Below are 25313 nucleotides of genomic sequence, written 5' to 3'. Positions count from 1 at the left end.
CTCCATTTCCGTGAACCCGAGTGCTTGGTGGATCATCTGGGCCTCGGTATTGTTGATCTGCGTGTCGGACGCGAACTCTGCGCATCCATGCGATATCCCCCATTGCTCGACGGACGCACACAAGGCTTGTGCCACACCGTTGCGGCGCGCGGGAGGAACCACGTAAATTCCCTCGAGAAAGACGACTGGCGATGTATCGCAACCGTTGACGTAGTCGTGCCGTATCGATGCCTCTGCGAATCCGATGGTGTCTCCCGCCGCTGACTTGGCGATGAGCACCAGATGTCGTTCAGGCTGCGACAGCATGTCCTTCGCTTCTTGCTCATGCTCCTCAGCGTTCGCCTGAGGCCAGAGCTTTTCTCTTAGCGAGCGCCAGGACGTCGCGTCATTCGAGGCAATCTTTTTGATGTGGAACTGTGTACGTGTCATCGCTTAAGGGCTCGTTGATCCAGAGGACTTAGCGTACACCTGCGAGCGACTTCCTTTCGCCCAAAACAAAACGCGCTACCCATTGGGCAGCGCGTGTGTTATTTCAACTTAACGCTAGCCACGCCTAACTGAGGTACACCTCCTTTAAGCTGCGGTTTGCGTGAGACCGGACACTCGATTCCCGAATGCCCGTACTCAGCGCGCGTACCTGGGTCTTAAACCGCAGCAACCGTCTCCGGGAACACCGGTTCGCCCAGATTCAGCATCAGACGGTTGGCCCACGCGAAGATGGCGATGGAGTGGATCAGGTCGAGGATCTCGGCATCAGTCAGACCGACGTCGCGCAACGCTTGCAATTGCGCCGGACGCACCTCGCCAGGTGTCTCCGTCAGCGCAATCGAGAACTGCGCAATCGCCTTTTCGCGATCCGTTGTCCCCGCAGTGCGCGGTTCGTCGAACACTTCACGGATGACGTCGTTACGTTTCGCCAACTGTTCGAATCGCTGCGCATGTACCGATGCGCAATAAACGCATCCATTGATACGCGAGACGACGGTCGTCGACAGCTCTCGCTCAGCACGCGGCATGCCGCCCGGCGCGTACATGATGGCGTTAAATGCCGCAGAACGTTGACGAAGGATCTCAGGTTGATGCACGAGGAAGAGGTAATAATCCGACGTCTTAGCCTTCGGATGACTTTCTTCCAGTACCGCTACCTGTTCCGGCGTTGCCTTATCGAGTTCGACCACATCGAGCCAGGCGTCCCAGTCGAGCGACTCGTTAGTAAATCCATGCGAACGGATGATCTCGCTCATGCCGTCACCTCCTGCGGAGCCAGTTGTTTGAGCGCTTGCAGTCCCGCAACCAGACGCGTCTGATACGACAGGAACGCAATCAGTTGTGCCAGCGCGACGATGGCCGGCGTCGTCAATCCAGCGGCCGGCAGCTTGTGAAGCGCTTCCTTATCTCCCGCTACCGGGTTCTCAATCAGCGTACGTGTGAACGTCAGAATCGCACGCAGACGTGCATCCGACACATCGTCCGGCGATCCCGATTCTGCGGCCTTCAACTGCGCTGTATCGACATCATGCTTGCCCAACTCGGCGCGATAGTGCGCAGCGAGCGTTGGCGATGGCGTCAGGCGGCTCGCATACAGCCCGACGAGCAATCGCTCCACGAGCGAGATACCTTCTAGCGCCGGATCGAACAGCCCGTCGTAGCTACCCTGCGTGGCGACGGCCACCTTGTCGCGCGCATGACGCAACGTATGCGTAGCCGTCCCCGGCGTCAGGCCCGCGACGCGGTCGACGAGATCGTTGGCGATATCGTATTGAGTGTTGACGGTCATGATTGTCCTTGTGAATGAGCGCGCTCGGCGACAGCCTGCGCGAGGAACGCTTGCACCGCAGCCCACGAACGCTCGTCGGCGATCGCATTGGCGTCCGGCTCGCCGCCGCCGGTGCTGATCTTGCCTGAGACGGGATGGGCGTACACGAGCTGCGTGGTCGGTACGAACGGGAACACGATGGCGTGCCCGGCCCGGTCGAAATCGAGATGCTCGACAGCATGCGGATGCCCATGCGCCGCGAGCCGCTCCGTCACCATCCGCGAATAGAGACTCGACGGCCACGAGCCATCGTCCTCTGCGGACAGCAACATCACCGGCCCGCGAATTTTCTCGACGGGGATGCGCGCACGCTCGACGGCTTGCGCATCGTCAAGCGCGGTCAGCATGGCCTTGGCGTGACGATGGGGCGGCGGGCCTTCGTCGAAGGGCGCCCACGACGCCGTCCGGTTGTTTTCCCAGATGTGAGGCAAGGGCTTGCCGTCGAGCAACCAAGTCGGACCTTCGCGACCGATGGCAGGATCGCACGCATTCTGCGCACTGTGGATCAGCGCACTCGGCACATAACCGATCACCGCAGAGACGGCCTCGGGGAACGTCGCGCCGAGCAGCAGCACCAGCTCGCCACCCCGCGACTGCCCCGAGAGCGCCACGAAGTCATGGGCAGGGCGTACCGTATGGCGCAACCAGTCCATGCCCTGCTTGAAGTATTCGAGCGGCGTATTGGAGATGTAGTCGCGCAGCCCCGGTCCCTTGAAGTAACCGAGTGCGAATGCCGCGTAACCGTGCGACGCATACAACGCAGCGCGCGGCTCGTTGATCCCGCCACCGGACCCGTTGAGGATCATCACGGCGGGATGCGGGCCTTCGCCCGGCGGCAGATACAGCGTGCCGACGAGCCCGTCTTCACGCACCTCGCGTCGCGTCACGCCCTCTGCGGCAAGCCGCTGAGTGAACGATACCGACGAGCGGCGTGAGGTTTGCGTCTGCGCAGATGGCGCGTCGGTAGTCGAGGCGCCAGACGCCGTGGCAGATCCGACGGCATGTCGCGTTTCCCCGCTTGATGCCGGGGAAGCGCTCGTAGCGCCCGTCGACGCTGCACCATCGACGCCGACTTCATGCGCAAGCACTGTCGTCACCAGCGGTGCGACGACCGGTTGCGGGAAGACGTCGCGACTCTTGCCGTCTTCCGGCACTTGCGACCAGATGAGGCCCATCGCGGACACGCTCTGATAGCTGCCGCTCACGGGGGCGTCGCGCGATACGTCGACCGTGCCGTCGGCATCGGCCACGAACGTCGCTTGGGCATGCCACACCACGCCACCCGCCCGCGCGGTGCGGGCGGTGAGCGTGACCTGAGCGCCGGGCGTCGCGCCGCGCACCACCAGGTGACGCGACACGTCGATCAGCGCGTCAGCGGGCGTCGCCGTCAGTGAGAGAGATGAGGTCATCGATGACGTCATAACGTGTCGACGCCTTACTTCGTGGCCTTGGTCACTTGCATCGCGACGGTGCGATCGCTCGTGAACGGCGTGACCTTCAGGCCCTTACGTGCGGCCCAGATGTTCTGGTAGTGGTAAAGCGGGATCGTGCCGACGTCGTCCGTCTCGACCTTCACCGACTGACGCAGGATCGCTTCACGCTTGCCTTCGTCGAACTCGGCCGTCGATGCGTCGAGCGCCTTGTCGATGGCCGGGTTGCTGTAGTGACCCCAGTTCGAAGCGCCCAGACCCTTCTTGGCGTCGACCGTCGCCAGCACGTTTACGAGCGCGTAGCTCGCTTCGCCCGTGCCGTTACCCCATGCCAGCATCGTCATCGCGTACTCGTTCTTGTTCGCACGGCTCGAATACACGGCCCAGGGCACCACCTCGACTTGCGTCTTCACGCCGATACGCGTCCAGAACTGCGCCACGGCTTGTGCCGTCTCCGGCCCTTGCGGGTAGCGGTCGTTCGGCACGTGCATCGTCAGCTTGAAGCCTTCCGGGAAACCCGCTTCGGCCAGCAGCTTCTTGGCTTGTGCGGCATCGAACGGAATGTCCTTCACGTCCGGGTTGTAGCCGAAGGTGTCTTTCGGCATCCACTGGTTGGCCACGCTGGCCGTGCCCTGCATGATGCGCGAGACGATCGCTTCGCGGCTGATGGCGAGCGACAGCGCGCGACGCACACGCACGTCGAGCAGCGGGTTCTTCGCGAGCGGCTTGCCAGCGTTGTCGGTGATGTACTGGTTGGTGCCTTCACGGAAGCTCGGTTGCAGCAGCATCACGCGCAGACCCGGATACGGGTACACGGTCACGTTCGGCGCTTTCTTCAGACGCGGAATGTCCGACGCCGAGACCTTGTCGATCACGTCGACGTCACCGGCCAGCAGCGCGGCCGTACGTGCCGCACCATTGTTGATGTAGCGATAGTCGACCTTCTCCCACTCCGATTTGCCGGCCCAGTAGTTGTCGTTGCGCACCATCTCCACGCGGTCGCCCGGCGTGTACGAGACGTACTTGAACGGGCCAGTGCCGACCATGGCGCGTCCCGCGTTGTAGTCGTCGGTATTTGACTTCTCGCCTACGTGCTTGCTGACGATATGCACCGACGCGAGGTTCAGCGGCAGGTCCGGGTTCGGAATCTTCGTCTTGACAACAAGCGTGAGCGGGTCAGGCGCGCTCATCGTGTCGATCGTGCGCAGATAGCCCGCGAAGGTCGCCACGCTACCCGGCACGTTACGCGCGCGTTGGTAGGAGTAGATGACGTCGGCAGCCGTGAACGGCTGACCGTCGTGCCACTTCACGTTCGGACGCAGTTTGAACTCCCACGTCTTCGAGTCAAGCGCCTTCCACGACACGGCAAGGCCCGGCTGGAGCTTGTTCCACTTGTTTTCGACGAGCAGATCCCAGAAATGCAGATCCACAGAGCGGTCCCCCGCGTGGTTGTTCAACTGCGGGTCGAGCGACGAGAGTGGGTCGGCAAAGGCGATACGCAGCGTCGATGAGTTGGCTTGCGCGGAGGCCGCTGCGCTCGTCACGAGCAGGGCAGCCGCCAGAGAGGACAACAAGAAGCGTTTCATTATCAATCGATCCTGGTCGTTGGTGATTCGTTGAGGAGAGCTTTCGGTGAGCTGTCGGTAAGTTGCGGGTCAGTTGTCGTTCAGGTGACACGCACTGACGTGATTGATGGCCACCCCGCGCAGTTTCGGCACCTCCGTGCGGCAACGCGGCATGGCGTGCGGGCATCGCGGATGGAAGTGACAGCCACTCGGCGGCGCAATCGGGCTCGGGATTTCGCCGCGAATCGCGGAGAACGTCTTATGACGCACATCGATACGCGGAATCTCGGCGAGCAGTGCCTGCGTGTACGGATGGTTCGGGCGGCGGAAGACTTCTTCGACCGGCGCGCTCTCGACGATGCGTCCGAGATACATGATCACCACGCGATCCGACAGATGCTCGACCACGCCGAGGTCATGGCTGATGAACACATACGTGAGACGCAGTTGCTCGCGCAGGTCCATGAACAGATTCAGAATCTGTGCCTGAATCGAGACGTCGAGCGCGGCGACCGCTTCGTCGCACACGAGCAGATCGGGATTCACCGCGAGCGCGCGGGCGATGCCGATACGCTGACGCTGCCCGCCGCTGAACTGGTGCGGATAACGATGACGCAGTGCCGGATCGAGACCTGCGCGTTGCAACTGCGCGCTCACGTAATCGTCGAACCCGGCGCGATCTGTCAGACCATGCACAAGCGCGCCTTCGCCGACGATGCGGTCGATGCGCAGTCGCGGGTTCAGACTCGCGTACGGATCCTGAAAGATCATCTGAATCTTCAGACGCGCATCGCGTTGTTCGTCCGCCGACAATGCCTCGGCGGGCCGTCCGTGAATCTGCACTTCGCCGGAAGACGGCTTGAGCAAGCCCGCGAGCATGCGTCCGAGCGTGGATTTACCGCAGCCCGACTCGCCTACGAGACCGACCACTTCACCGGGCTTGACGATGAGATCGACGTTATCGACCGCACGCACGACGGCGGGCGGATGCGCGAGACCGGCGCGCTCCAGCAGGCGTCCGGCAGGGCCGACGTGACGTTCGCCGAAGCGCTTGCTCACTCCGCGCAGTGCCACGATGGGCGCAGGTAGCGTGGCGCTGGGACTGACCGATTTGCCGAAACCGGCGGTGGCCGGCTGACTTTGCGGCAGCGGCGTATTCATACCATCTCCTTTTGCAGCGCAGCGCCCGGGTGGAAGCAACGCACGAGGCGACCCGGCGACGTCTGCGTCATCTCGGGACGCTCGCCACAGACCGACGTCGCGTAGGCGCAGCGCGACGCGAATGCGCATCCCACAGGCATGTTCGTCAGATTCGGCGTCATGCCGGGAATCTGGCGCAGACGCTGGCCGCGCTTGTTCAGACTTGGCAGGCTGCCGATGAGGCCTGCGGTGTAAGGGTGTTGTGGTGCGTCGAGGACCGCGTCGACCGCGCCCTGTTCGACGATGCGCCCCGCGTACATCACGGCGAGCGTATCGGCCAGGCCTGCTACGACCGACAGATCGTGCGTAATCCAGATGAGCGCGGTGCCGTTCTGACGCGCCAGCTTCTGCACTTCGGAGAGGATCTGTGCCTGAATCGTAACGTCGAGCGCCGTGGTCGGTTCGTCCGCAATGATCAGATCCGGGCGGTGCAGCATGGCGATGGCAATCGCCACACGTTGGCGCATGCCGCCCGAGAGTTGATGCGGATACGCGCGCAGACGCTCGTCCGGGCTGGGAATGCCCATCATGCCGAGCGTGTCGCGTGCGAGATCGCGCGCCTGCGACTTCGACATCTTCTGATGCGCGCGCACCGCCTCGATCATCTGCACGTCGACGCGCAGCACCGGGTTGAGCGTCATCATCGGATCCTGAAAGATCATCGCGATGCGATTACCTTGCAGGTGACGCAATTCGGCGGCGGACATCCTGGTGAGGTCACGGCCCTGGAACAGCACTTCGCCGCCGACGATGCGGCCCGGCGCATCGACCAGTCCCATGATCGAGAAACCGGTCACCGATTTGCCCGAGCCGGACTCGCCGACGAGCCCCATGATGTGACCCGCTGGCAGCGAGAACGAGACGTCATCCACGGCGGGAAGCGTACCTGTGCGCGTGATGAATTGCGTGCGCAGATTGCGCACTTCCAGCGTGAGCGGTGCGCTGGTGGACGAGGGAGAGGAAGTCACTGCGCCACTCATTTCTGCAACCTTGGATTGAACACGTCGCGCAGGCGATCGCCCACGAGATTGATGGCGACGACCGTGACGAGCAACGCCAGCCCCGGATACAAGCTGATCCAGTAGTCGCCGGAGAGCATCGTCTGATAGCCGTTGGCGATGAGCAGGCCGAGCGACGGCTCCGTCACCGGCACACCGAGTCCGAGGAACGACAGCGTAGCTTCGAGCGTAATGGCGCGCGCGACTTGCAGCGAGCCGACGACGATCAGCGGCGGCAGGCAGTTCGGCAGAATGTGACCGAGCACGATGCGCCAGTTCGGAATCGCCTGGCAACGCGCGGCTTCGACATACTCGCGACGTGACTCGACCAGCGCCTGCCCGCGCGCGGTTCGCGCGAAGTAGGCCCATTCGAGGACGACGAGTGTGAGCACTACGTTGCCGATGCCCTTGCCTACGTAGGCGAGGATCATCAGCGCAACGAGAATCGACGGGAACGACAGCAGCAGGTCGACCAGACGCATGATGAATGCATCCACGCGACCGCCTGCATAGGCAGCGACCAGACCGAGGATCGTGCCGAGAATCCCGGCGACGAGCGCCGAGCCGATCCCCACGCCCAGACTGATGCGCAGCCCGTAGATGATGCCGGAGAGCAGGTCGCGCCCCTGACCGTCGGTGCCGAGCCAGTAGGTGTAGTGCGCGTCGACGTTTTCCGAGCCGGGCGGCAGCCGGTTGTCCAGCACGTTGAGCTGCCCCAGATCGTACGGATTCTGCGGGGAGATCCACGGCGCGGTCAGCGCGGCGACGATCAGCACCACAAGCACGACGAGACCGAGCACTGCGCTCTTTGAACGCAGTAGCTCGCGCAGCCCCTGCTGCCACGGCGATTCGCGACGCACGGGCACGGGTTCGACGGTGAGCGCTGGCGTTGGCGCGCTATTGGGGGATGGGTTCAGCGACATCAGGCAGCGGCCTCCACGCGCACACGCGGATCGAGCCACTTGTAGAGCACGTCCACGATCAGGTTGAGCGATACGAACAGGCACACCACGACGATGAGATACGCCACGATCACAGGGCGGTCGAGCGCGTTGATACTGTCGAGAATGAGCTTGCCCGCGCCGGGCCACGCGAACACGCTTTCCGTCACGACCGCGAAGGCGATGGTCGAACCGAATTCGAGACCCAGCACCGTTACCAGCGGAATCAGCGTATTACGCAGCACATGCACGAGCACGACACGCAGCGGCGACAAGCCTTTGGCACGCGCGAATTTCACGTAGTCCTGAGGCAGCACTTCGGACACCCCGGCGCGCGTCAGACGCAGCACCAGCGAAATCTTGAACAGCGCCAGATTGAGTGCAGGCAGGATCAGGTGACGCAGCCCGTCGACGGTGAGGAACGACTATTCCACGCCGAACAGGCGCGCCGTCTCGCCGCGACCGCTCGCGGGCAGTACCCCCAGATGCACGGAGAAAAACATGATGAGCATCAGGCCGACCCAGAATGTCGGCAGCGAGAAGCCCACGATGCTGCCCGTCATCAGCAGCTTCGAGATCGGATTGCGCGGATAGAGACCGGCAAACAGCCCCAGCGGAATGCCGATGAACACCGCGAGGATGAGTGCGGCGAACGCAAGTTCGAGCGTTGCAGGCAGGCGTTGCAGAATCAGTTGGATGGCCGGGACGTTGTACACGTAGCTATTGCCCAACTCGCCGTGCAGCGCGCCCGCGATGAACGACAGGTATTGCCGCCACAACGGCTGGTCGAGGCCGAGCTGCGCGATGATGCGGGCGCGGTCGATCTGGTCGACGTCCTGACCGATCAGGATGTCGATCGGATTGCCGATCGCGTGCAGGCCGACGAACACGATCAGCGTCATCAGCCACACCACTAACACCGCTTGCAATACGCGGCGCAGAATCCATGCGGTCATGATGCGAGACGCTCCTTGTCCGAGGGCGAGGTAGCGGCAACGACAGCGACATCGGCTGGCGGCGGCGCGGGCGTCCATTCGTCGCCATAGACTTCCGGCTCCTCATACGCCTCCATGTTGGCGTAATGGTGCTCGACGTCCTCACGATAGAACGTGCCCGCCAGCCCTTGCGCGAGGCGCTTCGCGCCTTCGCTCACGGCCGGGATGTCGCCCGACAGCGCGCCATGCGAGAGCGTGGCCGGTGCGCAGAAACAATGGATGCGCTCCAGACCCGGGCAGGTGCCCGGGGTCTTCTCCAGAAACTCGAACGTCGGGCCGAGATCCGGCGAGTCCGACAGTTCGACGTCTTCATCACCCGCTGCGGGCGTATAGCGGTCGCTCCACTTGCGCACGAACTTCGAGAAAGCGGCGAACTCAGGGCGGCTCTCGATATCGATGCGGAACCCCGTCGCGAAGACGAGGAAATCGAGCACGAACGTGCCCTTGGCGGTGCGCACGTGCAGTTCTTCGCCCACCGGGGTGACGTCGAGAATCGGTGCGCCGAGGTTGAAGCGCGCGTTGTCGTGACGCGAGACGCGCAACGTGCTGCCACGCGGCGGCGGCACCTGCTGCACGTTGACGTAGTGGCGGATGCGCCACTTCCACTCGTCCGGCAGACTGACGTGACCGTGCGTGAGGCCGGGATTGCCTGCGCCTTTGCCCTTGTTGACGCGCGGAATGTCCGCACGGCGAATCAGCATGTCGACGCTGGCGGCACCCGCTTCGAGCGCGGTGGCGGCGCTGTCCATGGCCGATGCCCCCGCACCGATCACGCCGACGCGCTTGCCGCGCAGCGTTGCGTAATCCATCACGTCGGACGAATGCGCGTAAAAGCGTCGCGGCAATTCGCGAGCGAACGCGGGGACGGTCGGGCCACCGAGGCCATCGCGTCCCGTGGCGAGCACCACGTGACGCGCGTAGACCTTGCTTTCACCTTCGGGCGACGTCACCGACAGCTCGACCAGACCGTCTTCGCCGCGCGGCGTGATGGCGGTAATGCGATGGTCGTTACGCACGTCGATGGCGAGGACGTCGCGATACCAGCGCAGATAGTCCATCCATTGCAGACGCGGGATCTTGTCGAGGGCGTCCCAGGCGTCGATGCCGAACTGCGCTTCGAACCATGCGCGGAAGGTGAGCGCGGGCAAGCCGAGCGCCGGGCCGGTGAGCTGCTTGGGCGAGCGCAGGGTTTCCATGCGCGCGGTCGTGGCCCACGGACCTTCGAAGCCGCGCGGCGACTGATCGAAGATCACGGCGCCCACACCGAGGTGCGTGAGCGACGTCGCGGCTGCGAGTCCGGCCATGCCGCCGCCGATGATGGCGACGTCAAGCACAGGCTGGCCGTTGAACGAGCGCTCGGGTACCCAGCGCCTGGCAGGCAATTCGAGCCAGGCGAGGTCCTGACGCAGACGCGCTTCGAGCGCGGACAGGCCGGTGGCGGAGATCGGGGAGGTCGTGGACAGGGTCATGACGACTGAGCTTCCTTGGGAGCGGGCAAGTCGCCGTAGAGCGACTGCAAGACTTGAGCGTGTTCGGTGGCGGCGCGTTGTACGAAATCAGGCAGCAGCGCACGGGCGGCGTCAGCCAACGCATCGACGAGGGCGAGGGCGGCGGGGGACGGCGCACGGGCGTCGCGTGTGATGACGCCAAAGAAGAACGGAATGTCGGCGTCGATAGGCCGCACAGCGACGTCGGCCAGCGGCAGACCGTAGGCCGTCACCGGTTCGAGAACGGCCACGCCGAGGCCAGCGCGTACGGCGGTCATTGCATTGATCGACGCATTCGTCTCGATGAGACCGGCCGGTGCGACACCCGCCTGCGAGAACGCCTGATCGAGGCGTCGGCGCAGACGATACGGATTCTGCATGGTGATGATGCGACGTCCGGCGCACTCGGCCAGCGGCAGACGGTCATGACGGGCCAGCGGGTCGTCGCTGCGCACGGCTGCCACGCAGGCCGATTCGCCGATCCAGTGCACGACGATGCCACGATGCTCCAGCGGCAGGCTGGTCACGCCGATGTCGGCTGCGCCGGTCAGCACGGCATGCACGACCTGCTCAGGCGACGTGCTGCGCATCTGAATCTGTTGGGCATCGTGGGCGAGGCTGGGCAACGCGAGCGCGGCGGGCACCAGCCCGGCGGCCAGCGCTGAGGTGGCGGCAACGTGCAACGGGCGGGTCTGACCGCGCGCGATCTCGTCGGCACGGGCGCGAATCTGCTGCAAACCGGCGAGCACGTGCTCGACGTCTTCAAACAGGAGAAAGCCTTGTTCCGTGGGCGTGACGCGAGGGCCGCTGCGCGTGAACAGGGCGTAGCCGATCTCGGCTTCGAGCTCCTGAATCATGCGGGTGATGGCAGGTTGCGAGCGCCCGAGCAGACGTCCGGCCGCAGTGATGCTGCCGGTCGACATGACCGCCGCAAAGGCTTCGAGTTGGCGTAATTCCATCTGGCTCGGTGTGGGGATGAGAACGGCGCACGTACCCCTACGCGCGCCCTCTCCGGTCATCGACGACGCCAGGGCCGCCGATACCGCAACCTGTTGTATTCGGATTGCGTATTCTTCGACCTACAGCATGCGTCTTGCAAATACTTAATATTTATATGCTCATGACCCGAAGTGCAAAGGAGGGTTTTGCCTAGGTGACGCAAGGGGGAAAAGAAATTGAGCGGGCCGGAAGGCCTTGGGAAGCGTCTCGCCGGGTGAGACGACAGCGTGCCGCTTCAGCCGATTGGGCATGCCGGACGTGGGGTTTTTCGTCTCGTCGCTTAAGACGAGGGGGCGCGTCGCAATTCCGGTGACGATGCCGCGTGTGCGACGCGTGGGGTGTTACCGGACGTCGAACGGCAGCCGAAGCTGGTCAGGATCTTCAGGACGCGGCTGACGGCGACGCAAAAGCGCCACACTTCGTACTTTTTTGGGCGCGGCGTCGGGCCGCTCGACGTGGCTAAGACGAAACGCCGGTCGGGTGAGGTTCAGCACCGTCAACGGGGCGGGGGCCGTGGATTCTGCATTCCGTGAGGCAGCAAGACGTCGACCCAGCAAGCGGTAGATGTCGGGGTCGAAGCCCGTCGCGGCAGGCATGTTGTCGACCAGCGCGTCCAACGCATCGCGTGACGCAACGCTGCCCAGATACTGCCACCGGTCGATGACGTGGTATTCGACGTTGTTGTCCCCACGCTCTTCGATGGCGATGGGGCCGTCGTAGGGCCACGTTTCGAGTTGCAGCGTCGCGAGGGCTTCGCGCGTGCGCTCCGTGTGGTCCGACCGTGGCGCTTCGCCCACGCATACGCCGTCGCAACGTTTGACCTGATAGCCGAAGCAAGGACGCCCCTTCGCGACCTTCTCCAGCCCCAACTGCGCGCAACATAGACGATGCTCGTCGGCCAGCGCACGCAACGCGCTCTCCGCACCGTTGCGCGACGAGAACGTGCCATACAGCGATTCGGCACCGGAAAAGTCCACCGTCTTTGCGCTTACCAACTGCGGCGTGTCGCTTTCCTGCGCCAACTGCCAACTGTAGAGACTTGCGGAACGGCGCAGCATCCGGTTGTGCACCGGCTGCAACTGTTTGACCAACTGCGATTCAAGCAACAGCGCGCCAAGTTCTCCGACCGTGCGCCGCACTTCGACGCGCCGGATTTCCTGCGAGATGCGCAGGTCCTTGGCGACCAGATGATCGCTGGAGAAGTGCGAGCGCACGCGCGCGCGAACGTCTACGCTCTTGCCGACGTACAGCAGCGTGTCGCCTTCGCCATAGAAGAGATAGACGCCGGGGCTGTCGGGCAGCGCGTCGATGGCTTCGTCCGGCAGTTGCGGCGGTTGGCTCGACCGCTTCGTCACGCGTTGCACCGCTTGTCCGATCAGGTCGGGCGTATAGAGCGTGTGGAGTTTTTGCCAGAACTGCCAGAGCAGATCGGCGTCGGCCAGTGCGCGGTGACGGCCTTGCGGTGCGAGGCCGAAGCGGGCAATCAGCGCGTCCAGCCCATGCCGGGCGGCCGAGGGAAACAACAAGCGCGACAGACGCACCGTGCACAGGACATCCGCCTGAAAACCGATGCCTGCGCGGCGGAATTCGTTCTTGAGAAAGCCGTAATCGAAGCGGGCGTTGTGGGCGACGAACAGCTTGCCGTGCAGACGCTCTGCCAGCCCTTGCGCGAGCATGCCGAAAGAGGGCTGTCCGCGCACCATCTCGTTGGTAATGCCCGTCAGCTTCTGAATGAAGGGCGGGATCGGCTCGGCGGGGTCGAGCAGCGTGCTCCACTGCTCAATGCCATGGGGGCCGACTTCGACCACGCCGATTTCGGTGATGCGGTCCTCAAGCGCATTCCCCCCGGTCGTCTCCAGATCGACGAAGACCATCGGTGCGGGCAGCGAACGGGCGAGTGCATCCGGATCGATCCCTTCAGGCGGGATGGCTACGGTATCGGCGTCTTCGATCACGTTCTCGAACACTTGCAGGACCTCGTTTCCGGTGCGCCCGACTCAGCGCTCAGGCCGCACACGCCGAACCACCGACAGGGGCGCTTGACAGCAGCGACGAAGTCCTAGCCATGAACGATGGGGCAGCGGCCTCCTGTGCCGTCAGTTCGTCGTCGGCGAGCGAGGCGAATGTGGCGACGATGGCACGAAAGACGGCAGGTGCCGGGGCGTCGGGCCATTGCAGATCGACGGCCGCGTCAAGCGACGGCAACTCGCCATCGCGGCGCAGCGCCTCGTCGCCAGGCAGACGCAGCAGGCGAGCAAGCACCCACGGCTCGTGCCGTGCCTGAAGTCCGATATCCGCTTCCGCTTCGTCGGCAATCGCGACCAGCGTGCGCCAGTCGAGCGGTACGATGTCGCCTGGCGCGACGACCGTCAGACGTTGCTGCGCATAGCGCGCGGCGATCTCGCGGACGATGCTCGCAAGGTCGCGCTCGGCGGCGCTCAGCGCCAGTTGATCCCAGTCGATGGTTTCCATGAGATGTTCCTCGATTGGAGGACATGATACTGTATAAAATCACAGTGTGCACGCCACGAGTCCGGACCGTGAACACGGTGAAGACAGCGGGGATAGGGACAGGCTCGTCGCGGCGGTTCCGTCGTGTAATACTCTGCGCCATTCTTCTCGCACAGGAGCACGCCTCCGATGTTGACACTGCAAACCTTCGGCCCCGCATTCGGGCTGCCCGATGCAAGTCCGTTCGTCGTCAAGGCGGAGATGCTGCTCAAGCTCGCCGGGGTGCCGTACCGTACTGACCGTGGCGGCTTTCGGCGCGCGCCGAAGGGCAAGCTGCCTTATATCGAGGACGCTGGCGAGATCATCGCGGACTCAACGCTGATCCGGTTGCACATCGAGCAGAAGTACGGGTTCGACTTCGACGCGAATCTGACGCCCGAGCAGCGAGGCGCGGCGTGGATGTTCGAGAAGGCGCTGGAGGATCACTTCTACTGGTATGTCGTGCAGGCACGCTGGTGCGACGACGAGAACTTTGCCAAAGGGCCGGCGTCGTTCTTCCGTTCGATTCCGTGGCCGGTGCGTCCGGTCGCGCAGGCGGTGATTCGTCGTAAGATCCGCAACACGCTGCACGGGCAGGGCACGGGGCGTTACAAGCCTGAGGAAGTGACCCGGATATTAGCGCGCGGTGCACAGGCGGCCGCGCAGATGCTGGGCGACAAGCCCTACTTCTTCGGCGACAAACCCTGTGGTGCCGACGCCACCGCTTTCGCCTTCATCTCAGGCGCGATGTCGCCAGCGTTCCGTATGCCGTTGCGCAACCAGATCGAGCTGCATCCGAATCTGACGGCTTACGTGGCGCGTATGCGCGGTGAGTTTTTCCCTGAACTTGCCTGAACCTGTTTGCGCTTTGTCCGCGCGGCGACGGCACGCCTCCCTCATCTCCGGATGCGCGCGCCGTCAGCCTGCTTCGGACGCCGTCTCGTCGCTGGGCAGCACGTCGGAGAGCACGAGATTGCGCCCCGAGATTTTCGCGGCATACAGTGCCCGGTCGGCGCGCATGCACAGGGCTTCGAGGCTTTCGCGTTCGAGCCACGTCGCCACGCCGCCGCTCAGCGTGTAGTGGCACACCCCGAACGGTCCCGCCACCAGATGACGGCTCGCCTGCGTGCGCAGCCGCTCGGCAATACGAATGGCCCCCGGGGTGTCGGTACCCGGCAAGAGCACCGCGAACTCCTCGCCGCCGAGCCGCCCGAAGATGTCGCCCTCGCGCAGGCTGTCGCGCACCAGTTTCACGAACTCGCGCAACACCGTGTCGCCACCCGCATGACCGTGGGTGTCGTTGATCGACTTGAAGTGATCCAGATCGATAACGACGATGGACAGCGGCCAGCCGCGCGACACGGCTCGTACCATCTCCTGACGCGCGAGCAGATCGAAATGCTTGCGTGAGAGCGCGCCCGTCAGATAGTCGCGGTTGGCGGCTTCTTCGGCCGTGGCGAGCATCGCATCGTGAATCATCAGCACTGCGCCCATCGTCATCGCGGGCATCACGATTGTGCCGATGGTCAGCATGATGGTGTTGAACAGCGTCGGTGCGAACACGTCTGGACCGGGCGCGGGCGTCCATCCGAAGATCGCGCCCCGCACGATGTGTGCCACGGCGAACGCGGCTGCCATAGCGGCCGTCAGCCAGTAGTTGTAGCGATTACGGCGCGGCGGCACGTGACGCAGGATCATCACCGACACGGCAAGCAGCCAGATCGCGTGATACGCCGAGACGATCACCACGCGCAGCTGTGGGTTGTCGATACCGTAGTAGAAGAACAGGATTGCCGCCGCGAGAACGCCGAGCGACGCCCCCAGCGCGCGCCAGTGCGGCCGCCGGCCGAGAAAGCGCGCGCATCCGGCGAAGTAGAGCAGCAAGCCGCCCGCCAGCGTCAGGTTCGCGACGGGGATCGACAGGAAATCGGGAACGACGCCACGCAGTGCGAACAGCGGCAGCGCGACGAGAACGGCGACATTGGCAAGCGACCATTCCCGAACACCGGCCACGCGGGAGCGTAGCAGGGAACCCACGATCAGCAACATCATGAAGCTGAGCAGTGAGGTAATCGCGAGCAGGGACGTCGTCAACATGGCAATGGCCAATGCGTGGGGGCTGACATGTGTTGAGCATTGTAATGTACGCCGCGACGCGCGTTACATTCCATTGAAGGCGACGCCAGTAGAATGACCGGGTTAGTCATTTCTGCTTCGAGGAATTTTCGTCCATGCCGACGACCCGATTCAACGCATCCCGTCGTTCCCTCCTTTCCCGCCACCGCGTTGCGATTCGCGCGAGCGCGCTTGTCCTCGGTGTGGCCGCCGGACTGAGCGCCGTTTCGGTGCACGCGCAGCAGGAGCCGATGCGGCGCCGTGCCGCGCAACCGCCGTTGTTCGCCACGCCAGCGAGCGGTGCCGAGGCCGGCACGGCCCCGGCGGCCGACATCAATCGCGACGTGCGCCCGGCGCTCGAAGCCGCCAACCTATGGTTGGGCCTTGCCGACATCAACCGTGGGCAACAAAGCTGGGATCAGGCCGCGCCGGTGTTTCAGCGGGCGATTTCGGCCGAAGACTGGGCCGCGAATCTGCAAGCCGCCCGTGGGCCGTTGGGGAAGGTGAAGTCACGCAAGACGCTGGACGCGGTCTTTACCCGCACGCTGCCCGGGCAACCGGATGGGGAGTACGTGGTGATTCAGTACGGGACCGTGTTCGAGCACAAGGCCGAAGCGCATGAGATGGTCACGATGGTCTTCGGTCTCGACGGTCGCTGGCGCGTCGCCGGGTATCTAGTGCGCTAAGTTCAGCGCCTGAGCGATTCAGCGCGGCAGCGCTGGCTCGACGATGTCCATCGTTGTCTCGACGTGGGTGCGGGCGATCTGCCCGGCAAGCGCTTCGTCATGCGCGCGCAGGGCCGCGACCAGTTCGCGATGCTGCTGATTGGTGGTGCGCAGTTGTTCGTCCGAGAACATGACGGGCACGCGCAGCGCCCAGTAATAGAACTGCGTACGTTCGTGAAACTGCGCGATCACGACGTTATCTGCGGCCTTCACAATCAGGTCGTGGAATTCCGTGTTGAGACGATTTAGCGCCAGACGCGGCTGATTGGCCGTCGGCTCCATCTGTTCGATGAGGGCATCGAGCGCGTCGCACATCTCGGGCGAGATTTTGCGGGCGGCCAGCCGGGCGGTCTCGGATTCGATGGCGATACGACTCTCGAAGATGGCGCGCACGGGCAGATGATCGGCCCCCTGGACTTCCCAGCCGCGGTTACGGGCGATAAAGCCTTCACCTTGCAGGATCAGCAACGCTTCGCGCACCGGAGTGCGTCCAACGCCCAGCAATTGAATCAGATCGTCCTCGATGAGGCGCTGCCCCGGCTTGAGCTCCGAAGCGAGAATCATTCCGCGGATCTTGCTCCGCACTTCACCGGTAATCAGGTTGCTGGGCGCTTTCATCTGATGCTTGTGTCTTCCCTAGAGCCGGCGCGTGCGCCGTGTACTTCGACTTCGGTGAGCGTTGCCGGTCTCGCCGGACCGCTCGTGCATGAGGCTGCGCGATGTAGGTGTCATGCATGCATCAGGGCGCCTCGTGCGCCCCATCCCTCATGCCGCTGCGGATTTTACCGAGTTTCTTTCGGCACCCCGAAAACCGTTCCCAAAAGGTCAAAGTCATGCCAGTCATGCGCGACAGGCATAACGCCGGTCCGGTTTTGCACAATTCTTTTGGTTTCCGAAGCGAGGACTCGCTTATACGCACGTTTGAAGCGTCGAAAAAGTACCATAACGCCAGACGTGGCGGGGTTCGCGCTTACTCACTTATGGTGTGAGCACCCACCGTCACAGCGTTGCGGGTACCGAAACATGCGAGGCGCGGTGGCTTTGGAAAATTGCTGAAGATGTGAAGAACGTGTCTTGAATAACCCCTCAAAAATGATGGGTATTCACCAGTCGATTCGTCAGGGCTTCCGTCCGCGATTGCCTGTTTTCGTCTGTTTTTCCCATCATGCGGGATTTGGCCGACGCCGCATGGGTTCGGTCAGCGTTCAATGACGGCGATTTGTTTGTGAAAACGGGCAAATGAGAATAATTCAGAGCGATTGTTGGTGGAATCGGTGCAAACCCCGCCGAACATGCAGACGCTCGATTGCACCTGACCCCGAATGTCGCACCACGCCAGCGCTGCCCTTCGGGAAATCGCGTCGCATGGCAGAATCGGCGCAGTCGCATTCGTCCTCTTCGTTTTCCTGTCTCATTGACTCATCGACTCATGCCCTCATCGCTTTCCCAGTGCATCTACCGTCTGTCGCGATACGTCGTTGCGACCCTGCGCGCCGGTGCGCTCGTCAGTTTCACTTCGCTCGTCGCAATGAGTGGGGCGAGTGCAGCAAGTCCGGACAGCAACGCCGGTCCCGCTTACGGTCCGGAATTGCAGGGCTTCGACTATCCGTATCCGGTCAATCGCTTCGACTTCACGTCGCAGCGCACGCCGCTGCACATGGCCTATCTCGATGTGAAGCCGTCGCAGCCGAATGGCCGGACCGTCGTGCTGCTGCATGGCAAGAACTTCTGCGCGGCGACCTGGCGGGAGACGATCGACACGCTGTCGGGCGCAGGCTATCGCGTCATCGCGCCGGATCAGATCGGCTTCTGCAAATCGAGCAAGCCAGCGCAGTATCAATACAGCTTCCAGCAACTGGCGAACAATACGCATGCCCTGCTTGCGTCGCTGGGCATCAAGACGGCAACCGTCGTCGGCCATTCCACCGGCGGCATGCTGGCCGCGCGCTACGCGTTGATGTATCCGGACGAGACGCAGCAACTCGTGCTCGTCAATCCGATCGGTCTGGAGGACTGGAAAGCGATGGGCGTGCCGTCGAAGACGGTAGACGAGTGGTTCGACCGCGAGTTGCGCACGAGCGCACCGGGCATCCGGCGCTATGAGCAAGCGACGTACTACGCCGGGCAATGGAGCGAGCGCTACGAGCCGTGGGTGCAGATGCTCGCGGGCATGTATCGTGGTCCGGGCAAGCGCATCGTCGCTTGGAATTCGGCGTTGCTCTACGACATGATCTATACGCAGCCGGTCGTGTACGAACTCGGACAGATTCGCGTGCCGACGTTGCTGATGATCGGTGACAAGGACACCACCGCCATCGGCAAGGATTTCTCGCCGCCAGAGGTGCAGGCGCGCATCGGGCACTACGCCGAGCTGGCCAAAACGACGCACGCCCGAATTCCCGGTTCCACGCTCGTCGAATTCCCCGATATGGGGCATGCCCCGCAGATGCAAGACCCGGCGGCGTTTCACAAGGCACTGCTCGCCGGGCTGGCGGCGCAGCACTGATTGACGTGCAAATGGCAGGGCAGCGTCAGAGGTGCTTGTAATAGAAGGTTGTCGCGCAGAAGCCGCCGTCAGGCATGAGGGCGAACTTCGGCACGTCGCCCGCGCGTTGCCAGCCGCTGCGCTGGTAGAGACGCTCGGCATCGCCGCCGGTGACGGTGTCGAGTACCAGCACGTGGCGCTCAAAGGCGAGTGCGACGTCGTCCAGCGCTGCCATCAGTTGCGCCGCGACACCCTGACGTCGTGCCGAACGATGCACCAGCATCTTGGCGACGTCGGCGCGATGCGGCTGATTCTCAGGCAGATCGAGGATCAGTTGCACCGTGCCGACGATTGCGCCGTCGTCTTGCGCACCTGATGCTTTGTGACGCGCCACGAGCAAGACCCGTTCCCCACGGTCGACGCTCGCTGCCACCTTGCGCCAGAACGCTGTCGCGCGCTCACGCGTGAGCGGTAACATGAAGCTCACCGACGCGCCACCTTCGACGCAATCGATCAGCACGTCGGTCAGCGCATCGACGGCGGCCAGGGCCTGATCGCCATCGAGTTGTTCGATAACGAGACTTGCGGGAGGGGTGAGCGGGGCGGCGTCGTTGGACATCAGGGCGTTCTCCGGGGCGCGACGAACGGCAGCGTCACGAGCCCGACGAGATAGCGGGCGCTGGCTGACGTAGGGTTATGAAAGCCGATCGGTTGATCGAGGCGCATCGCAAGGCAATCGCCGGTAGCGAGTCGCCACGTGGTGTCGCCGAGCGTGATCTCGATGGTGCCGTCGACGACCCAGATCTGCTGCCAGACTTCGTTGTCCCGCGTGCCGGTGTCGTAGGCGACACGCTCGCCCGGCGGGAACTGCACTTCCACGAACTGGAGCGGCGACGGTTGCGCTGGCGACAGGTTGCGTCTCACATAGCCGGAATCCGGATCGGTCCACACTGGCTGATCCGCATGACGGGCGAGCGGCGAGGGCGGCGCGTCGTTCTGCGACTGGTCGTCGAAGAGCGACGCCAGCGTGACGTCGAGCGCCGTGGCGAGCTTGTCCAGCACGTTGGCGGTCGGGCTTGTTTGCGCGCGCTCGATGAGCGAGATGCTTGAGCGACTCACGCCGCTGCGCTCGGCCAGCGCATCGAGGGAATAGCCGCGCTCGCTGCGCAGGTCGCGCACCCGACGGGCAATGCGTTCGTTGATATCCATGGTGTCCAGTTTACTGGAAATTTATTTCTAGTAAAATGGATGTTACTTGATGCGTTGCCCACCTTGCTTGCCGGACCACTGATATGACTTCCCCGACCACTGCCCTGACGCCGCTCACGATCCGCGACGCCCTAGATGCCGATCTGCCTGTGATCCGCGACATTTATAACGATGCCGTCGAGCACACGACGGCCATCTGGAACGAGGTTCTGGTGGATCTGGACAATCGTCGTGAGTGGCTGGCCGCGCGTCTGAAGCGCGGGTATCCGGTGATCGTCGCCGAGCGCGACGGCAAGACGGTCGGCTACGCATCGTTTGGCGACTGGCGCGCGTTCGACGGTTACCGTCACACCGTCGAGCACTCGATCTATATCGACAAGAATGCGCGCGGCGGCGGCATCGGCGAGGCACTCATGCGCGCCCTGATCGAGCGCGCGCGTGCCCTCGACGTCCACGTGATGATTGCGGCCATCGAAGCGCAGAACGCACCGTCGATTCGTCTGCACGAGAAGCTAGGCTTTCGGATGGTCGGCACCTTCAGCGAGGTGGGCACGAAGTTTGGCCGCTGGCTCGATCTGACGTGCATGGAATTGCGCATCGCCTGAGAAAAAAACTGCACCGCACCATCGCTTCGATGCCGCTGTGTCCTGTCGGATATAGCGGCATTTCTCATTGGGCATAGGCAACATCACGCGAAGCAAATATCGCCCGCACGCGCCCGTCGCACGGTGCGTCGTACGTCGCGCAGCGCATGCGTTCTCACGCAGTGCGTCATGTCCAATCTTGTCAATCTCAGAGGTGGCGTGTAGCCTTGAAACGTCCGGTGTCACTCATGAAGCGTGTTCTTATAGAACTTCACGAGCGCATCACGGCACGCGAATGTCACGCATTGTGAACATGCATCGTGGGTCAGCGACGTTGTGCAGCGGCGTCGTGTTTTCCGTCGTGACCGCGTGAATCGTTGCAGTGCCGTTTTGTCGTTCGGGAGTTGCAGGGCCGCAATCGTGATCGTGGCACGTCCCCCCCAAAACAAGACGGACGGAACGCATATGCCGCGCCTGCCAAGAAAACACTGTCCGACAGCGGCTGTGTCGAGCGATGACGCTCGTCATGACGCTGCTTCCGAAACACCTCAAACACTCCCGAATTCCGCCAATCCCGAAGCGTCTGCTGGCTTCGCGATGACACGTCGAGGCTTTCTCAAGGCGTCGGTCGTCGCGGGCATCTCCGTGTATATCGCGCCGATGGGAAGTCGCGCGTTTGCGGCGCTCTTCGAGGACAAGAACCTCACGCCTATGGCGTGGGACGCCGTGAAGGGACAAGCCAAATTCCGTATCGACGGCACGGCTAAAGTCACTGGTAGCAAGATATTTGCGCGTGACGTACGCGCGCGCGACATGCCGGGCTGGCCCGCGCAGCAGGCGCATGCGTTCGTGCTTCGCGCGACGCTCGCGGACCGTCCGTATCTCGGCTTCGATCTCTCGCGCCTGGACGACGGTCTGCAACCCGACCGTGTGGTGACGGCCGAGGATCTCGCACGCGACGGCGTCGCGTTCCCCGAGTTCTACGGCGACGACATGCTGTTGCCCGTCGGCAAGACGCCCGCGTATCTCGGCCACGCGGTCGCCATCCTCATCTATCGCGACTTCGCGCGTTTTCGCTTCGCCAAAGACAAGCTCAAGTTCCACGACGAAATTATTCGCTACGGCGACGTCACGGGGCCGCTGGAGCGCGACCCGTGGGGCAGCTTCCGTTACGTGCGCGTGGGCGGCAAGACCGCGTATGACGACGACGTCTACTCAAGTCTCAAGGACGCCCCGATCTTCCCGAGCATGATGCGCAAGCACCTGCCGGTGTGGCCCGACGGCAACGATCACGGCAAGCTCGACGAGCAGGGCATGGCGTACGCGGGCAAGATCGGCGAATCGCTCGCGCATCCGCCGGCGAACTGGCTGGTGATGTCGCGCGAGTACCGCACGCAGTCCGTCGACACGGCGGCGCTCGAACCCGATAACGCCAACTGCTGGTACGACGCCGCCACGCAAACGCTGCACATGGTGGTGCCCACGCAGTCGCCGTCCGAAGTCGCGGAGAACGCAGCAGCGATGGCCGCGAAGGGGCATTTCCCTGTGAAGCGGCTGATCGTCTATCCGTGCTACACGGTGGGCTACGGCTCGAAGGACCACTACAACATGCCGTTCTACGGGCTGGCCGCTGCGATGTATGGCGACGGCCTGCCGGTGCGGCTCGCCAACGATCGCTACGAGCAGTTCCAGACGTCGCTCAAGCGTCACGCCTTCACGATGCGCTATCGCATCGGCGTCGACAAAGAGAGTGGCATGCTGCAAGCGTTCGCGGCCGACATGGAGTGCAACGGCGGCGGACGCATGAACTTCTCGCCGTCGGTGGCGATGGTGGGCGCGACGGCGGCCCAGTCGATCTACTACTTCCCGCAGAGCGATCTGGCGAGCGTGGCGATTGCGTCGCGCGCCATCGACGCGGGGTCGGCGCGTGGCTACGGCACATTGCAGTCGATGGCCGCGACCGAAATGATGATCGACGAGATGGCCGCGCAACTCGGCGTCGACCCGATCGACTTCCGTCTCAAGAATGCGCTGCGCTCTGGCATGAAGAACACGCAGGGCGCGATTCCTGCAGGCGCTGTGCGGGTGGACGAAGTGCTCGCCCGCGCGAAGGCGCATCCGTTGTGGACGCAGCGCGACAAGAAGAAGGCCGAGTACGAAGCGGCGCATCCGGGCCGTCGCTATGGCGTGGGATTCGCTTGCGTGCAGAAGGACTTCGGCACGGGGGCGGAGACGTCGTTCGCGCGCGTGGAGTTCGACGAAACCGGCAAGATTTCGCTGCATCACACGGCGGCCGAAATTGGTACGGGTACGTCGACGTCGCAGGCCGTGGCCGTGGCGAAATGGCTCGGCATGCCCGCCACCGAGGTGCACATCGCCATTACCGACTGGCCCGAATTGCCGGTGGTGACCAGCGGCGATCCGTATCTGATGTCGCAGGCCGATCAGGACAAACTCGCCGCTAATCCGCGTTGGTCGCCGGGGTACGCGTCGCCGTCAAGCGCGACGAACTCGGCGTTCTATTTCACGCACAGCACGCGCGAAGCGGCGCGTCTGTTGTTCCTGCAAGGGCTATGGCCAGCGGCGCTGTCGATCTGGCGTCGCGGACTGGGCGGCGGGCAGGCCGCGCCGCTCGTCGTGCGTGCGGAAGATGCCCGCTGGGTCGACGGCAAGCTCTCGGCCGCCGGACTCGAAGCGTTGCCGCTCGGCCTGCTGGCGAAGACGGCCTATGAGCAGGGCTTTGTGACGGGCGCGACGGTGCATGTCTTCAATCGCTGGCAGTGGGCCGAAGCGGACTGGGATCTGGGGGACGGTGTGACGCAGCGTTTGCCGGTCGATGGCATCGCCCTGCGCTTCGGCAAGGGCGGGGCCAACCCGTCGGCCGCTGCTGCGCAAGCGCCTGCCGCACAGACTCCGGCTGCAAAGAGCGCGCATCGCAGCGGTAACGCGCCAGCGAAGTCCGCGTCAGCGAAGGGTGCGCCGCAGCCGAACGCCGCAGCGGGTCAGCAAGTGGCCGCCCCTACGCCCGCGACCGGCTATCGCACGATGGATCGCAAGCGCGTTTATTACCCGCCTGTGCAGCGAAACAACGCCGCTGTCACGTATTACAGCGCCGTGGGCACGCTGGTGGAGCTGTCGGTACACGAAGCGTCGGGCAAGGTCGAATTGCTCACGCACCACTCCATCATGGAGTGCGGCAATCAGATCTCGCCGCAACTCGTTTCGGGCCAGTTGCAGGGCGGTCTGGCGATGGGCATCGGTCATGCCCTGCACGAGTACCTGCCGCTGTATGAAGACGGCCCCGGCAATGGCACATGGAACTTCAATCGCTATCACCTGCCGCGCGCGGTGGACGTCGCCGTGTGGACGCAGACAGGTGAAGTCCTGCCCCCGATCTCCGAGACGGATGTGCCCAAGGGCATTGCCGAAGTCGTGATGATCCCTGTGGTGGGTGCGATTGTGAACGGCCTCGCGCACGCGATCGGCCATCGATTTACAGAGTTGCCGGTGACGCCGGAGAAAATCCAGGAGGTACTGGCATGACGGATACGAGTAGCGCACCGCAGGCCGCGTCGAATGCAAACGCGGATGCAGGTGCCCAAGCGCCAATGAACAACGCCAGCGCGGCGAGTGCCGCTGCCGCAGCACCGGCTGTTCCCGCTGCATCACCTGCGTCCGCCAGCGGCAAGAAGCCGTGGGAGACGCTGCCCGTCACGGTCAAGGTCAACGGCGAGTCGCACGGCCCGATGGACGTGCCCGCCGGTCTCATGATGATCGACTTCCTGCACGAGACGCTGGGCCTGACCGGCTCGCGTCTGGGCTGCGGGCAGGGCATTTGCCACGCGTGCGTGGTGATCGTCGATCACGCCGATGGCACCAGCGAAACGGTGCGCACCTGCATTACCGGCGCGAACTATTTCGACGGCAAGACCGTACGTACGGTGGAAGGCCACGCGACGCGCGACACCGACGGCAAGGTCACGCTCGCACCCATCCAGCAGGCGTTCCTCGATCACTTCAGCTTTCAGTGTGGCTACTGCACACCGGGCTTCGTGAACGCGGCAACGGTGCTCATCGAGCGGCTCAAGCGCAACCCGATTGCGCGCGCCGATCTGGAGGCCGCGATCACCGACGGACTGAACGATCAGATCTGCCGGTGCACGGGCTATGTGCGCTATTACGAGGCCGTGCGCGACGTCGTGCTGAAGACGCCCGGTTGCATCAAGGACTCGAAGTGAGGGGCGCGAAATGAGGGAAACTGCCATGCACCTGAC

The 25313-nt window shown here is 63.6% G+C and carries 22 protein-coding genes and 1 pseudogene; 6 read left to right on the top strand and 17 right to left on the bottom strand.

What is annotated here, in order from left to right; genetic code table 11:
* The 13 genes and pseudogenes from aac(6') to PAN31117_RS18570 form a co-directional block, all read right to left on the bottom strand.
* The coding region (gene aac(6') / locus PAN31117_RS18630; RefSeq protein WP_150739509.1) for an aminoglycoside 6'-N-acetyltransferase at positions 1–429 on the bottom strand (429 nt) is incomplete at its 3' end.
* Positions 430–644: 215 nt separating this feature from the next.
* A complete protein-coding gene (locus tag PAN31117_RS18625) occupies positions 645–1244 on the bottom strand; it encodes a peroxidase-related enzyme (RefSeq protein ID WP_150739508.1) in 600 nt (199 codons plus the stop codon).
* Positions 1241–1777: a CMD domain-containing protein gene (locus tag PAN31117_RS27535; RefSeq protein ID WP_150739507.1), complete on the bottom strand. Its 537-nt coding sequence runs from the start codon at positions 1775–1777 to the stop codon at positions 1241–1243. The genes PAN31117_RS18625 and PAN31117_RS27535 overlap by 4 nt, the downstream gene beginning before the upstream one ends.
* Positions 1774–3225: an acyl-CoA thioesterase/bile acid-CoA:amino acid N-acyltransferase family protein gene (locus PAN31117_RS18615; protein ID WP_150739506.1), complete on the bottom strand. Its 1452-nt coding sequence runs from the start codon at positions 3223–3225 to the stop codon at positions 1774–1776. Before PAN31117_RS18615 ends, PAN31117_RS27535 begins: the two co-directional genes overlap by 4 nt.
* A gap of 26 nt (positions 3226–3251) precedes the next feature.
* The gene (locus tag PAN31117_RS18610) at positions 3252–4832 is read right to left on the bottom strand and encodes an ABC transporter substrate-binding protein (protein WP_150739505.1); all 1581 of its coding nucleotides are present in this window, start codon (positions 4830–4832) and stop codon (positions 3252–3254) included.
* Between the two features lie 69 nt (positions 4833–4901).
* Entirely contained in the window at positions 4902–5972 is a 1071-nt protein-coding gene (locus tag PAN31117_RS18605) for an ABC transporter ATP-binding protein (RefSeq protein ID WP_150739504.1), read from the bottom strand.
* Positions 5969–6979: an ABC transporter ATP-binding protein gene (locus PAN31117_RS18600; protein ID WP_370855770.1), complete on the bottom strand. Its 1011-nt coding sequence runs from the start codon at positions 6977–6979 to the stop codon at positions 5969–5971. Before PAN31117_RS18600 ends, PAN31117_RS18605 begins: the two co-directional genes overlap by 4 nt.
* A gap of 8 nt (positions 6980–6987) precedes the next feature.
* Entirely contained in the window at positions 6988–7932 is a 945-nt protein-coding gene (locus tag PAN31117_RS18595) for an ABC transporter permease (protein WP_150739502.1), read from the bottom strand.
* Positions 7932–8906, bottom strand: a pseudogene (locus PAN31117_RS18590) (ABC transporter permease). Before PAN31117_RS18590 ends, PAN31117_RS18595 begins: the two are co-directional and overlap by 1 nt.
* Positions 8903–10414, bottom strand: coding sequence for a flavin-containing monooxygenase (locus tag PAN31117_RS18585; RefSeq protein ID WP_150739501.1), 1512 nt, complete (start codon positions 10412–10414; stop codon positions 8903–8905). The pseudogene PAN31117_RS18590 and the gene PAN31117_RS18585 overlap by 4 nt, the downstream one beginning before the upstream one ends.
* The gene (locus PAN31117_RS18580) at positions 10411–11391 is read right to left on the bottom strand and encodes a LysR family transcriptional regulator (protein WP_150739500.1); all 981 of its coding nucleotides are present in this window, start codon (positions 11389–11391) and stop codon (positions 10411–10413) included. Before PAN31117_RS18580 ends, PAN31117_RS18585 begins: the two co-directional genes overlap by 4 nt.
* 381 nt (positions 11392–11772) lie before the next feature.
* Complete coding sequence (locus PAN31117_RS18575) at positions 11773–13398, bottom strand: exonuclease domain-containing protein (RefSeq protein WP_246189161.1); 1626 nt, start codon at positions 13396–13398, stop codon at positions 11773–11775.
* Between the two features lie 37 nt (positions 13399–13435).
* Positions 13436–13903: a DUF2471 family protein gene (locus PAN31117_RS18570; RefSeq protein ID WP_150739499.1), complete on the bottom strand. Its 468-nt coding sequence runs from the start codon at positions 13901–13903 to the stop codon at positions 13436–13438.
* Between the two features lie 168 nt (positions 13904–14071).
* Between PAN31117_RS18570 and PAN31117_RS18565 the strand changes: the two genes are divergently transcribed.
* Positions 14072–14776: a glutathione S-transferase C-terminal domain-containing protein gene (locus PAN31117_RS18565; protein ID WP_150739498.1), complete on the top strand. Its 705-nt coding sequence runs from the start codon at positions 14072–14074 to the stop codon at positions 14774–14776.
* 63 nt (positions 14777–14839) lie between these two features.
* On the opposite strand, the gene PAN31117_RS18560 is transcribed toward PAN31117_RS18565, so the two are convergent.
* Positions 14840–16018, bottom strand: a complete 1179-nt coding sequence (locus tag PAN31117_RS18560) for a GGDEF domain-containing protein (protein ID WP_150739497.1) — start codon at positions 16016–16018, stop codon at positions 14840–14842.
* Between the two features lie 134 nt (positions 16019–16152).
* Here PAN31117_RS18560 and PAN31117_RS18555 point away from each other — a divergent pair, with 134 nt between their 5' ends.
* On the top strand, positions 16153–16722 hold the full coding sequence (locus tag PAN31117_RS18555) for a DUF4019 domain-containing protein (protein ID WP_150739496.1): 570 nt from the start codon (positions 16153–16155) through the stop codon (positions 16720–16722).
* Positions 16723–16740: 18 nt separating this feature from the next.
* On the opposite strand, the gene PAN31117_RS18550 is transcribed toward PAN31117_RS18555, so the two are convergent.
* Positions 16741–17379, bottom strand: coding sequence for a GntR family transcriptional regulator (locus PAN31117_RS18550; protein ID WP_150739495.1), 639 nt, complete (start codon positions 17377–17379; stop codon positions 16741–16743).
* A gap of 910 nt (positions 17380–18289) precedes the next feature.
* Between PAN31117_RS18550 and PAN31117_RS18545 the strand changes: the two genes are divergently transcribed.
* Positions 18290–19267, top strand: a complete 978-nt coding sequence (locus tag PAN31117_RS18545) for an alpha/beta fold hydrolase (RefSeq protein ID WP_246189166.1) — start codon at positions 18290–18292, stop codon at positions 19265–19267.
* A 25-nt stretch (positions 19268–19292) separates the two neighbouring features.
* On the opposite strand, the gene PAN31117_RS18540 is transcribed toward PAN31117_RS18545, so the two are convergent.
* Together PAN31117_RS18540 and PAN31117_RS18535 are read right to left on the bottom strand one after the other, a co-directional pair.
* On the bottom strand, positions 19293–19865 hold the full coding sequence (locus PAN31117_RS18540) for a GNAT family N-acetyltransferase (RefSeq protein WP_150739493.1): 573 nt from the start codon (positions 19863–19865) through the stop codon (positions 19293–19295).
* Positions 19865–20455, bottom strand: coding sequence for a helix-turn-helix domain-containing protein (locus PAN31117_RS18535; RefSeq protein ID WP_150739492.1), 591 nt, complete (start codon positions 20453–20455; stop codon positions 19865–19867). The genes PAN31117_RS18540 and PAN31117_RS18535 overlap by 1 nt, the downstream gene beginning before the upstream one ends.
* A gap of 83 nt (positions 20456–20538) precedes the next feature.
* Between PAN31117_RS18535 and PAN31117_RS18530 the strand changes: the two genes are divergently transcribed.
* The 3 genes from PAN31117_RS18530 (at position 20539) to PAN31117_RS18520 (ending at position 25277) form a co-directional block, all read left to right on the top strand.
* The gene (locus tag PAN31117_RS18530; protein WP_150739491.1) at positions 20539–21060 is read left to right on the top strand and encodes a GNAT family N-acetyltransferase; all 522 of its coding nucleotides are present in this window, start codon (positions 20539–20541) and stop codon (positions 21058–21060) included.
* Positions 21061–21636: 576 nt separating this feature from the next.
* Entirely contained in the window at positions 21637–24582 is a 2946-nt protein-coding gene (locus tag PAN31117_RS18525; RefSeq protein WP_150739490.1) for a xanthine dehydrogenase family protein molybdopterin-binding subunit, read from the top strand.
* Positions 24579–25277 carry a (2Fe-2S)-binding protein gene (locus PAN31117_RS18520; RefSeq protein ID WP_150739489.1) on the top strand — a complete coding sequence of 233 codons (699 nt, stop codon included), beginning with the start codon at positions 24579–24581 and terminating at the stop codon, positions 25275–25277. Before PAN31117_RS18525 ends, PAN31117_RS18520 begins: the two co-directional genes overlap by 4 nt.
* Positions 25278–25313: the final 36 nt, after the last annotated feature.

Source organism: Pandoraea anapnoica (assembly GCF_902459765.1).
In the GTDB taxonomy this organism is placed as follows: Bacteria; Pseudomonadota; Gammaproteobacteria; order Burkholderiales; family Burkholderiaceae; genus Pandoraea; species Pandoraea anapnoica.
The sequence above is the reverse complement of the archived record's forward strand: the minus strand, read 5'-3'. Positions and strand labels throughout refer to the sequence as shown.